10 protein-coding genes are annotated in these 12164 nt (G+C 72.5%); 2 read left to right on the top strand and 8 right to left on the bottom strand.

Going from position 1 to position 12164, the window contains the following annotated elements:
• Positions 1 to 7: 7 nt before the first annotated feature.
• From D1350_RS03305 to D1350_RS03290, 4 genes are all read right to left on the bottom strand, one after another.
• On the bottom strand, positions 8 to 2056 hold the full coding sequence (locus D1350_RS03305; RefSeq protein ID WP_125773756.1) for an acyltransferase family protein: 2049 nt from the start codon (positions 2054 to 2056) through the stop codon (positions 8 to 10).
• Between the two features lie 203 nt (positions 2057 to 2259).
• Positions 2260 to 3315, bottom strand: coding sequence for a glucose 1-dehydrogenase (locus D1350_RS03300; RefSeq protein ID WP_125773754.1), 1056 nt, complete (start codon positions 3313 to 3315; stop codon positions 2260 to 2262).
• A gap of 50 nt (positions 3316 to 3365) precedes the next feature.
• A complete protein-coding gene (pcrA, locus tag D1350_RS03295; protein WP_125773752.1) occupies positions 3366 to 6056 on the bottom strand; it encodes a DNA helicase PcrA in 2691 nt (896 codons plus the stop codon).
• A gap of 51 nt (positions 6057 to 6107) precedes the next feature.
• Complete coding sequence (locus tag D1350_RS03290) at positions 6108 to 6596, bottom strand: GNAT family N-acetyltransferase (RefSeq protein ID WP_125773750.1); 489 nt, start codon at positions 6594 to 6596, stop codon at positions 6108 to 6110.
• Here D1350_RS03290 and D1350_RS03285 point away from each other — a divergent pair.
• Positions 6583 to 6726, top strand: a complete 144-nt coding sequence (locus D1350_RS03285; protein ID WP_240643837.1) for a helix-turn-helix domain-containing protein — start codon at positions 6583 to 6585, stop codon at positions 6724 to 6726. The two genes, D1350_RS03290 and D1350_RS03285, sit on opposite strands and share 14 nt — an antisense overlap.
• A gap of 98 nt (positions 6727 to 6824) precedes the next feature.
• Here D1350_RS03285 and D1350_RS03280 read toward each other — a convergent pair whose 3' ends face one another.
• Positions 6825 to 8882, bottom strand: a complete 2058-nt coding sequence (locus D1350_RS03280) for a S9 family peptidase (protein ID WP_125773748.1) — start codon at positions 8880 to 8882, stop codon at positions 6825 to 6827.
• Between the two features lie 290 nt (positions 8883 to 9172).
• Between D1350_RS03280 and D1350_RS03275 the strand changes: the two genes are divergently transcribed.
• A complete protein-coding gene (locus tag D1350_RS03275; protein WP_125773746.1) occupies positions 9173 to 9841 on the top strand; it encodes a hypothetical protein in 669 nt (222 codons plus the stop codon).
• Here the strand turns inward: D1350_RS03275 and D1350_RS03270 are convergent.
• The 3 genes from D1350_RS03270 to D1350_RS03260 all read right to left on the bottom strand — a co-directional run bounded on the left by D1350_RS03270 (position 9825) and on the right by D1350_RS03260 (position 12063).
• Positions 9825 to 11090 carry an MFS transporter gene (locus D1350_RS03270; protein WP_125773744.1) on the bottom strand — a complete coding sequence of 422 codons (1266 nt, stop codon included), beginning with the start codon at positions 11088 to 11090 and terminating at the stop codon, positions 9825 to 9827. The genes D1350_RS03275 and D1350_RS03270 overlap by 17 nt on opposite strands.
• Before the next feature lie 89 nt (positions 11091 to 11179).
• Positions 11180 to 11665, bottom strand: coding sequence for a DUF456 domain-containing protein (locus tag D1350_RS03265; RefSeq protein ID WP_125773742.1), 486 nt, complete (start codon positions 11663 to 11665; stop codon positions 11180 to 11182).
• A gap of 44 nt (positions 11666 to 11709) precedes the next feature.
• A complete protein-coding gene (locus tag D1350_RS03260) occupies positions 11710 to 12063 on the bottom strand; it encodes a hypothetical protein (RefSeq protein WP_125773740.1) in 354 nt (117 codons plus the stop codon).
• Between the last annotated feature and the right edge of the window lie 101 nt (positions 12064 to 12164).

Below are 12164 nucleotides of genomic sequence, written 5' to 3'. Positions count from 1 at the left end.
GTGGAGGTCAGCGCATCGACAGGTTCCGGAACGTCCGCTCCACGAGGTCCGTGTACGCGGCGATCCCCTCCATGTTCGGGTGCGTGCTGTCCGAGTGGAGCAGGCCCGGCACCTCCCGCGTGAGCGCGTTCCAGTCCGCGACGGCCACGTTGGGCCGTCCCTCGGCGAGCGCGGCGAGCTGCGCGTTCGCGTCGGGCACCCAGTAGCTGATGCCCACCACGTTCACGAGCACCACCTGCCGGTCGGGCCCGATCCGGTCGAGCGCAGCCTTGGCGGCGTCCACGGAACCGTCCCGCTGGAAGCCGGCATTGGTGCCGAAGGCGAGGATCACGCGGTCCCGGAGCGTGCCGTCCGCCGCCGCAGCCTCCACGAGCGCCGGCGCGTCGGCCCACGTGCGGTTGGGCACGGCGTCGATGGCGGCCTCCGGATAGCGGTTCAGCAGGGCGGGCACAGCCGCCGAGAGCACGGAGTCGCCGAACGCGCTGAGGTCGCCGCCCGGGTCGGACGAGGGGTCCGCGGCCCGCACGGCGCGCCGCGTGATCGGGCCCTCGCCCGCCGTGGAGCCCTCGTCCGACGGCGGGAGCGCGGCCGGGTCGGACGTCGGGTCCGCGGGCCGGCCCTCGCCTTCGCCTGCGTCGCCCGCCACGCCCGCCGGCGTCCGGAGCCCCGCGAGGCCCTGCGCGACGGCGTCCTCTGCGGCCGTGCGCTCCGGCGCCGTCGCGACCGCGGTCCCCGTCCCCACGACGGCGAGCACCACGGCGGCGAGGGCGACGCGCGGAGCCAGCCCGACGGCGTCGGGCACCCGGGCGCTGCCCAGCAGGGCCGCCACCCGCTCCGCGAAGGCGCGCCAGGCACCGCGGAAGCCGAGGGTGCGGACCGGCATCTCGACGAAGCGGTACGAGAGCGCGGAGAGGCCGAACGTCACCGCGAGCGCCACCACGGCGCCCAGCCACCACCGGGCCGTACCGAGCTGTGCGCCGACCATCGCGTCCACCACGCGGATCACCGGCCAGTGCCAGAGGTAGATGCCGTAGGACCGCTCCCCCACCCACTCCAGCGGCCGCACCTCGAGCGCCCGGACGAACGGCGTCGCCGGTCCCGCGCACACCGCGACGAGCAGCGCCCCGAGCAGCGAGGCGGTCACCAGCCCGCCGCGGTACGTCAGCACGGAGTCTGCGCGCAGGGCCGTGAAGAGGAACCCGAGGGCCACCAGGGCGAGGGGGGGCGCGTACAGGGCGACCCGGCCCGTCAGGAGACCGCCGGGGCGTTCGCCCGGGCGACGGCGCGCGAGGTGGAAGGCGAGCGCCGCCCCCAGGAGGAGGCCGAAAGCGTGCGTGTCGGTTCCGTAGTAGACGCGGGTCGGGTCCGCGCCCGGCACGACCAGCAGGGCCATGAGGAGGGCCGACGCCGCGGCCAGCCCCGCGACGACACGGGCCCGGACCGCCGTCGAACGGACCGCGACGAGCAGGAGCACCAGGGCGAGTGGCCACAGCAGGTAGAACTGCTCCTCGATGGCGAGGGACCACAACGGCCGCAGCAGCTCGGGCGACGTCTCGTCGAAGTAGTCGGTCCCCGCGCCGATCTCGAGCCAGTTCGTGCTGAACGTGAGCGCGCCGAGGACCTGGCGTCCGATGCCGACCGTCAGGTCCGGCTCTGCGAGCCGCGCCACCGGCACCGACACGAGCACCACGAGGATCAGGGCCGGAAGCAGCCGCCTGGCTCGGCGCAGCCAGAAGCGCGGCAGGTCGATCCGACGGCGGCGCGCCACCTCCCGCAGGAGCAGCGTCGTGATGAGGAAGCCGCTGACCACGAAGAACAGGTCCACGCCGAGGAAGCCGCCGGGGAGCCACAGCGGCGCCAGGTGGAAGACCACCACCGCGAGGACGGCGATGGCGCGCAGGCCGTCGAGACCGCGGACCCGGGACGGGTCGCGCGGGGTCGCGCGGCGGGCGCCGGTGTGCTCGGTCTCCTGCCGCGCGGGTCCGGGACGCGCCGGTCCGGGATCGTCGCGAGAACCGGCTGCGGTGCCGATCGTGTCGTCGTGCTGCGACTGCATGCCCGGACGGTACCCGCACACCGTTGCCCGTTCGAACTCGCCCCGCTGGCCTGTCCGGAACGCCCGAATCCCCGCCTTCGCGGGCCGCCCCACCGACGCCGAGGTAGTCACCTCGTCCGACGAAGTCACTACCTCGGCACCGCTCGTCTCGCCCAGGTAGTCAGTTCGTCGGACGAGGTGACTACCTCGGCATCGCGGAGGGGTCAGCCCGCGGTCAGGTCCACGACCACCTTGACGTCGCCGTCCTGGGCCGCGAAGGCCTCCGGCGCCCGTTCCAGCGGGACGCGCCGGGTGACGATCCCGCGCAGCCAGTCCAGGTCGGCCTGGGCGAGCGCCTCGGCGGCGCCGTGGAAGTGGCTGAGGTTGGCGTTGACGGTCCCGACCACCGCGTCGTTCTCGAGCACGAGCTCGCGGTTGATCGCGCCGGCGTCGACCCGGAGCCGCCGGCCTGCGGACGTGACGCCGGTCAGGCAGGTGACGCCGTAGGTGCCGGTCGCCGCGATCGCGTCGAAGACGACGGAGCTGGCGCCGGTCGCCTCGATGACGACGTCAGGCCGGGCCTTGGCAGCGACGTCGTCCACGGAGGACGCGTGGTAGGTGGCGCCCAGCGCCCGGACGAGGTCCGGCTTGGGTCCGTCGGCGACCCGGTCGAGCACGTGCACGTCCAGCCCGCGCTGCACGCCGACCAGCGCGGCGAGCAGCCCGATGGGCCCCGCTCCGGTGACCAGGGCGGTCTCGGGCTCGAACCAGGAACGCTCCCCGACGGCGAACACCTGCTCCCACGCCTTCACCACCACGGTGGTGGGCTCGAGCAGCATCCCGACGTCCTCGAGGGACCCGTCCAGGCCGACGGCGTAGTCCGCCTCGACCGTCCAGAGCTCGCTCGCACAGCCGTCCAGCTCCTTGATCCCGCGCTCGGTGAAGCGGCCGTTGCGGCACATGTCGAAGAAGCCCCGCGCGCAGGCCCCGCACGGCACCGGGTCGGGCCGGCGGACTACGCCAACCACCAGGTCTCCTGGCGAGAAGCCACTGCCCTCCGGCGCCTGCCGGACGCGCCCCAGCGACTCGTGGCCGAGGACGAGCCGGTCGCGCCCCGGAGGCGCCGAGCCGTACTCCCCGTCCGCGATCTCACGGTCGGTGCCGCACACGCCGACGGCGACTCCCTCGACGAGCAGCTCTCCGTCGGCCGGGACCGGGTCCGCGACCTCCGTCACCTCGAGCGAACCGGGCTTCCTGGGGGCGACCGTCAGGGCTCTCACCCCTCGAGTCTCGGCGCGCATGGACACTCACGCACCCGGGTTCCTGGGGCTCAGAGCTTGGTGACCACCGTGTACTTCAGCGCGATCCGCTTGGTCCCGGCGCTACCGAAGTCGATCTTGACCACGGCATTGGGCTCCACGTCCACCACGCGGCCGAGACCGTAGGCGTCATGGGTCACGCGGTCGCCCACCGCCAGAGCGGGGATCTCGACGTCCTTGCGGACGTTGACGGACCCGAAGCGCGCCCCGCCGGACGACGCCCCGCCAGTAGCCGCACCGGGACGGGACCCGAAGCCCGACCCCTCGCTGCGACGCGGCGCCCGCGCGCTCGCCCCGGACCCACCCGAGGCACCAGAGCCCGAGCCGGACGTTCCCGAGCGGCTGCCCGACCAGCCGTTCCCGCGCCCGCCACCCCACGACGACGCGCCGGACCGGATCGCCTGGGTCGACGACTCGCGCCGCCGCCAGTCCCACAGCTCCTCCGGGATCTCGTCGAGGAACCGGCTCGGCGGGAACTCGTTCGCCATCCCCCACGCCGCCCGCACCGCCGACCGCGACACGTACAGCCGCTCCCGCGCCCGGGTGATGCCCACGTAGGCGAGCCGGCGTTCCTCGGCCAGCTCCGCGTCGTCGTGCAGCGAGCGCATGTGGGGGAAAGTGCCGTCCTCCAGACCCGTGAGGAACACCACCGGGAACTCCAGGCCCTTGGCGGTGTGCAAAGTCATGAGGGTGACGACGCCCTGGTCGTGCTTGTGGGCCTCGGCCTCACCGTCGGCCACGTCCTCGTCGGGGATCTGGTCGCTGTCCGCGACGAGCGACACCCGCTCCAGGAAGTCCGCGAGGCTGCCCTCAGGGTCGGACTCGCCGAACTCGACGGCGACGGCGTGCAGCTCGGCGAGGTTCTCGACGCGGGACGCGTCCTGCGGGTCGTCCGACGCGCGCAGCTCCGCCAGGTACCCCGTGCGGTCCAGGACCGCGCTGAGGATCATCGCGGGCGACGCGCCGTCGTCGACCAGCTCTCGCAGACCGGCCATGAGCTCCCGGAAGCCCACCAGCGGCTTGAGCGTCCGCGTGGTCATCCCGGGGATGTCCTCGGCCTGCTCCAGGGCTGCGCCGAACGAGATGCGCTCCCGTTCCGCGCGCGCCGCGACGAGCGCCTCGGCCCGGTCGCCCAGGCCGCGCTTGGGGACGTTCAGCACCCGGCGGACGTTCACGTCGTCGTCCGGGTTCGCAAGCGCCCGCAGGTACGCGACGGCGTCCTTGACCTCGCGGCGCTCGTAGAAGCGCGTGCCGCCCACCACCTTGTAGGGCAGGCCGACGCGGATCAGGATCTCCTCGAGGGCGCGCGACTGGGCGTTGGTGCGGTAGAAGACCGCCACGTCGCCCGGCCGGACACCTTCCGTGTCGCCGAGCCGGTCGATCTCCTCGGCGACGAACCGGGCCTCCTGGTACTCGTCGTCCGCCACGTAGCCGATGACCCTGGCCCCGGCCCCCGCGTCCGTCCACAGGCGCTTGGGCTTGCGGTCCCGGTTGCGTGAGATCACCGCGTTGGCCGCCGTCAGGATGTTCTGCGTCGAGCGGTAGTTCTGCTCCAGCAGCACCGTGGTGGCGTCGGGGTAGTCGGCCTCGAACTCGAGGATGTTGCGGATCGTGGCCCCACGGAAGGCGTAGATCGACTGGTCTGCGTCGCCCACCACCGTGAGCTCCGCCGGGTCCAGCGCCACGGCCTGCGGGTTCTCGCCGGCGTGCGCCGCCGCGGAGTCCTCGGTGACGCCGGCGAGCTCGCGCACCAGCACGTACTGGGCGTGGTTGGTGTCCTGGTACTCGTCCACGAGGATGTGCCGGAACCGGCGCCGGTAGTGCTCCGCCACGTTGGGGAACGCCTGCAGCAGGTTGACGGTGGTCATGATGATGTCGTCGAAGTCGAGCGCGTGCGCCTGCGTCAGACGCGCCTGGTAGCGCGTGTAGACGTCCGCGAGGACCTGGTCGAACTCGGGGACCTTCGCCCCTCGCTCGGCCTGCCCCTCCTCCGTGGCCCGCGCCCCCGACTCCAGCGCGTACGTCTCGGGGTCCACCAGCTCGTTCTTCAGGTCGCTGATCTTGTTGGCGAGCCCGCGCGCCGGGTACTTCTTGGGGTCGAGGTTCAGCTCTCGCGTGACGAGGGTGATGAGGCGCTGGCTGTCCGCCGAGTCGTAGATGCTGAAGCTCGACCGCAGGCCCAGCGTCGATGCCTCGCGGCGCAGGATCCGCACGCAGGCCGAGTGGAACGTGGACACCCACATGCGCTTCGCTGCCGGGCCCACCAGGCTCTCGACACGCTCACGCATCTCCGCGGCGGCCTTGTTCGTGAACGTGATGGCAAGGATCTCGCCAGCTCGCGCCCACCCGGTCGCCAGCAGGTACGCGATGCGGTGCGTCAGCACCCGCGTCTTGCCCGACCCGGCGCCCGCCACGATCAGCAGCTGCCCGCCCTCGTGCACCACGGCCAGCCGCTGCTGCGGGTTGAGGCCGTCGAGGAGCTCGTCGGGGTCCAGGTGGGCGAACGCCCCGCCACGAGCGCGCGGCGCGTCCTCGTGCGGCAGGCCCGCGAGCCACTCGGGCTCTGCCGGTACGGCCGCCTCGCCCGGGTCCCCGTGCTCGTCGTCCCACCTCGGGGCGGTGCGCGGCAGGCGCGACTCGTCGCCCGGCGGAACCGGAAGGTTCAGGCCGGGAAGAGGCAGGGAGTCGAAGAGCGAAGTCATCGGCACAAGCCTAGGCGTCCTCACCGACACCGAGGCCCACGGCGCGGAGACTCACCGGCGGCGGCGCATCGGCGTGTGCGGTATGCCGTCCTCGAGGAACTCCGGCCCGTCGGGCTCGAAGCCGTGCTTGCCGTACCAGCCGGCCAGCGGCGACTGGGCATCGAGGACCACGTCCCGCCCGTCGCCGTGCGCCTCCACATGGGCCAGCGCGGCCTGCATCAGCTCGTCGGCGAGGCCACGGCCCCGTGCGGACAGGTCGAGAGCGACCCGCCCGACGCGCCACACGGCGCCGTCGTCCAGCACGCGGGCGGTGCCGATCACGCGGGCTGCCGCCGGGCGGCCCGGCACGCTGCCGGGGACACCGGCAAGGAGGACGACCTGGCGCGTAGCCGGCTCCAGGTCACGGCCGTCGAGGTCGTGGTACGGGCAGTCCTGCTCGACGACGAACACGTCCTGCCGCAGCTTCCAGACCCCGTAGGCGACGACGGGGTCGAGGTCCGCGAGGGCTGCGACGAGGATCTCGGAGGTGTCTGTCTGCACCCGCCGATGGTCCCACGCGGCCGCACGTCAGGAGGTACTGCGCAAGATCGGCTGCCGCGACCGGGTCCAGCTCGTCGTCGCGGCGTACGAGGCGGGCCTGGTCCGGCCGGAGCGGACACGGCCGTCCTGACCGCACCGGGCTCGCTGGCGTGCGCGCGAGGCTGCTTCCAGGTCCGCCTCACGATCCTGAGGCGGACCTGGAAGCAGTCTGGCGCGCACACCAGGCGGCTACACCGGCAGGTACCGCTTCCACCAGTCGAGGATGACCTCGAACCGCTCGACCCGGTGCCGCGGGCGGCCCGAACGGGACAGCTCGTGGTTCTCGCCCGGGAAGATGACGAGCTCGGTCTGGACGCCGTGCCGCTTGAGCGTGGCGTAGTACCGCTCGGCCTGAGACAGGGGGCAACGCAGGTCCTGCTCGGAGTGGAGCACGAGCGTGGGCGTGCGGACCTGGTCCGCCACGGCCTGCGGCGACTGTGCCGCCACGGCCTCGGGCGTGGTCCCCACGTACTCCTGGCCGAAGAACCAGCCGATGTCGCTCGTCCCGAAGAACACCTCGGGGTCGAGGAACCCGCGCTCGACGATCGCGCCGGCGAACCGGTGGTCGTGCGCGATGGTCCACGCGGTGAGGTACCCGCCGTACGACCCGCCGAGCACGCCGGTCCGCGTCCCGTCCAGGCGCGGTTCGGAGGCGACGGCGCCGTCGAGGAAGTCGAGCACGTCGTGCAGGTCCACGGTGCCCATCGCCTGCCGGATCGCCCGGCCGTGCGCCTCGCCGTACCCGGCCGACCCGCGCGGGTTGCAGTACACGACCGCGTACCCGGCGTCGACGAGCACCTGCGTCTCGTCGAAGAGCGCCACGCCGTACGAAGCGAACGGCCCGCCGTGGATCATCAGCAGGGTGGGGTGCGGACCCTCGCCCTCGGGCACGGCGACCCAGCCGTGCACCGGGTAGCCGTCGCGGCCCGTCACCGTCAGCTCGGTGGGGAGCACCACGCCCGCCTCGCGGAGCGCGGCGGAGAAGTCGGTCCGACGCCGGAACTCGCCTGCCAGCACCGCCTCGCCGTCCTCGCTGGTCCCGCCGAACGTGAAGGACGCGACGTCGCCGTACGTCTCCGGGTCGGCGTACGAGAACGCGACGACGTCGACCTCGCCCCAGCGGCCGGCGCTCATGCCCGCGACCGCCACCGGACCGTTCGTGATCTGCCGGACGTCACCCTCGGGGGAGACGAAGACCAGGTGCTGGGCACCTCGGTCGAGGACCGTGACGAGGACGCCGTCGGTCACGGGGACGATCGGTCCGTCCACGGAGAGCGTCTCCGCGTCCGTCAGCCGGCGGGCGGCGGCCTCGGGGCTGCCCGGCGCCTCGACCCGGAAGAGGCCGGGGTTGCGCGCCACGAAGTCCTTGCCGTCGGGGCCCACCTCGCCCGCCAGGAGGTAGAGCGTGCCGTCGTCGCCGAACGCGGTCGAGCCGACGCTGAGGTCGAGGGGCTCCCCGCCGAGAGCGTCGACGGCCTTGGCCGGGCCGTCGACCGGCTCGTCCGTGACCGCGACGTCGAGGAGCAGGACGGTGGACCGCAGGTCCTCGTCGCTCGTGGGGTGCACGGCGGCGACGACGGCGAGCGTCCCGCCGTCGGGCGAGAAGACGGGCGACGAGTGGTCCGTCAGCGCCTCCGTGATCTGGCGGGGCTCCGCCACGAGCGGGCGTGGCTCGGGCTTGCCGTCGGCGGTGGGCGCAGGCTGGACGACGGGCTCGGCCCAGACGTCGGGCGCGTCCACGAGGAAGACCTGCTGCGGGCGGTCCAGGTGGTAGCCCAGCCCGTTGCGGGTGTACTGCCACGTGGTCACGCGGCGCGGCGACTCCGCGGCGGGGTCCAGGCCCTCGACCGAGCCGTACCGCCCCTGCTCGGGCTCGCGGCTCGTGAAGGCGAGGCGGGTCCCGTCGGGCGACCAGCGGAACTCCCCCGCGCCGAGCTTGCGGTCGGTGACCTGCACCGGCTCGCCGCCCAGCACAGGCATCACGAAGAGCTGCGGAGCCTTCTTGGGCTCGGCACGCAGGAACGCCACGACCGAGCCGTCGGGCGAGATCTGCGGCGCCGAGTCACGGAACCCGCGGGTGAGGCGGCGTGGGGGCTCCTCGCCGACGAGGGGAACCGTCCAGAGCTGGCCCACGTAGGCGTCGGCGTCGAGGTCTGGCCGGGTCACGGCCACGACGGCGAAGTCGCCGGAGGGGTGCACCGCAGGCGTGGAGACGGTGTTGATGAGGGGCAGGTCGACTGCTTGCATGGGGCGACAGTACCGGCCATCAGGAGCGCGCCGAAGGGGCGCTGGTGATGTCTCCCGCGGTGGTCCCGACAGGTCCAGGGGGTTATCCACAGCGCCGCGAGTGGAACCCGCGCGGGACCGGATCCTTCGCCCTAGTCTTGGATAGACATATAGAGACGGCAGGTGCCCCGGCCGCTCATCACAGTCGCCGGGAAAGGCAGAACCCCGGCGGCATAACGCGTGAGCGTCAGAGGCGACCGGGGTCTTCGTGAGCAATTCAATCCCACGATCCTCTGGAGGTCAACCGCAGCATGAAGACCGAGGAAGTTATCGCCGTCCTCTCCCGCGACCGGCTCGGCCCGTACGTCCGCCGAGCCGGGTCCGACGATGACGGGCTCGCGCTCTACGAGTGGAACGGTGAGGTCGGGGGCGCCCTTCACGCATGCCTCGGCTACGCGGAGGTGGTTCTGCGGAATGCCCTGCACGAACAGCTCAGCCGGATCGCACAGGACCGCCGCTTCTCCGATCCCTGGTATGTGAGCCTCGCCCCGCTCCTGGACCTCCGGGCGCAGGCGGACGTTGCGAGCGCACGCGACCGCGCGACGCGGAACGGCCGAACCGAGACCGAGGGGCGCGTGATCGCAGAGCTGACATTCGGGTTCTGGCGCTACCTCGTCTCCGCAAAGTACGACCGCACGCTGTGGCGCGTCGGCCTCCACCGCGCCTTCCCTCACCTGAATGCAACCCTGCGCCAGGTGAGCAAGCTCCTCCAGCGGCTGAACGACCTCAGGAACCGGATCGCTCACCACGAACCGATCTTCAACCGCGACCTCGCACAGCTCCACCGGGATGTCGACCAGCTCATGCGCTGGCTGGACGCTGACCTGGCGACATGGCGCCGTCTGCGCTGCCCGGTGGATCAGCTCCTCACAGACCCGCGCGCCGCCGTCGGACCGCAGGGCCTCAGCGGACCGACTTGATGCCGAACACCGCCACCGAGGCCAGGAGGATCACCCCGATCGCGAACGGGAACAGGGCCGCGTAGCCCAGCCCCACCACGATCGCGCCTGCGAGCGCGGGGGCGACCGCCTGCGGGAGCGTCGCCGCGATGTTGACCACGCCGAGGTCCTTGCCGTAGTCCTGCGCGGAGGGCAGCACCTCGCTGATCAGGGCCGTGTCCACGGCCTGGAACGCACCGAACCCGATCCCCATCACCACCGCGTAGCCGAACATGGCGGGCACGGTGGGCGACAGCCACGGGATCGCGAGCGCGATCGCGATCGTCACCGACGAGCCGAAGACGAAGATCTTGCGGCGGCCCACCCGGTCGGAGAGCCGGCCCAGCAGCAGCGTGGTCACGGTGATCACGGCCGCCGCGATCCCGCTGAGCACGATCGCGAGCCCGGCCGCGGCGTCGCGGGAGAGGCCGATGTAGTCCTGCAGCAGGTACACCTGGTACTGCGTCACCGCGTTGTAGCCGATGTTCAGCAGGAACCGGCCGCTGAACGCGAAGAAGAAGTCGGGGTGGCGGGTGGGGCTCACCCAGAACGTGCGGAGAAAGGTCCCCAGCCGGAAGGGCTCGGACCGGTCGCCCGTGCTCGGCCGGTCCGGGTTGGCGACGACGAACACCACCATCACGGCGATCACGACCGCGGCGAGCAGCAGGTAGGCCACCGGCACGGAGCGCTGCATCGCGTTGCCGACGACGGCGCCGAGGGTCATGCCCAGCATCGTCCCGGCGCCGATCACGCCGGAGAACGAGCCGCGGACGGAGCGCGGCACCCGGTCCGGAAGCACGGCCGACAGCGGGCCCTGCACGAAGTTGAAGGCGATCTGCGCCACGGTCCATGCCGCCGCGAGCACGATCACCGTCGGCGCGAGCGCCATGGCCCCGAGGGCCAGACCACCCACGACGGCGCCCGCGATCATCCAGGGCGCACGACGCCCCAGCCGTGACCGTGTGCGGTCGGAGACGGTCCCGGCGATGGGCTGCGCGAGGAGGGCCGCGATGGCCCCGACCGTCGCCACGATCGCGAGGTTGTGCTCCTTGTTCGCCGCGTCCAGGTCCTGCACCTGCCACGCGAGCAGCGTCCCGGGGATGGCGCCCCACAGCAGGAAGACGGACGCGTTGGCCGGCAGCAGCCACCACAGCAGGCGGCGGAGAGTGCCCGTGATGGGGACCGGGCCCGACGGCGACTCCTCGGCGAGCACGGGCGTGGTTCCGCTCATGCACGAAGACTAGGGTGCCGACCCGCTCCCCGCGGCCGGGACGAGGGCCCGCCCCCGCCGGAGTGCAGACCGGGGTGCGGGCCCCGGCGTCAGCCGACGACCAGCGCGCCGATCACCCAGGTGCCTGCCGCGAAGAGACCACCCACGAGCTGCACGCCGATGGTGATCAGGGTGGCCTGCACGGCCACCTTCGTGGCCGACCAGGCCGCGCCGCGGTCCTTCCGGCGAGCGAGCTCGAGGAGGAAGATCGCGCCCACGAAGAAGATGAAGAGGCCGACCACCGGGATCAGGAAGAACCCGATGATGCCGGCGATGCCGGCGACGGCGAGAGTGGTCCAGGGCACCTCGGCACGCTTCATGTGCTTGCCGGCGACCAGCCACTGGCCCACCTCGGCGGCGGCGATCGCGGCGACGGCGATCGCGAACACCACCCAGGCGCCGGTACCGCCGGTGATCCAGGCCCACGCGAGGATCGCGCCGACGACAAGGATGTTGCCCGGCAGGATCTGGACGACGATGCCGACCAGACCGATCAGGATCGCCAGGCCGACGAGCAACTCGCCCCACCACTCCACTGTTCAGTTCTCCTTGTTCTCGGTGATGCCCGACGAGCTCATGCTCAGTGCCAGAAGACCGCGACGACCATGTTGACGACCGTCAGGCCGAGCACCGCGCTCTTGAGGCCCGGCGAGACGTCCTCGCCCTTGCGCACCGCGAGCGTCGCGAGGACGGCGACCACGACGGCGACGGCGAGCTTGACGCCGATCTTGGCCATCGACGGCCCACCGTCAGCCCAGAGGTCGGACATCTCGGCGATCCCGGTCATGATCACGCCCGCGCCGACCGCGCCCCACGCCCCGTGCGACACGGCCTTGTACAGGGCCTTGGACCGCATGGAGGCGATCGTCCCGCCGAGCACGAGCGCCCAGCTCGCGAAGTGGACGAACACGAACACGTCGTAGAGGAACTCCATGGCGGGCAGCCTATCGGCAGCCACAGACACCCACGTCCACCAGCCGGAGGCTCGGCCCGCCGACCAGGCCGTCCCATCGACCACCTCAATGCGTCCCATCG

Source organism: Antribacter gilvus (assembly GCF_003946865.1).
GTDB lineage: Bacteria > Actinomycetota > Actinomycetes > Actinomycetales > Cellulomonadaceae > Antribacter > Antribacter gilvus.
This window is presented reverse-complemented; position numbering and strand designations above follow the sequence as displayed.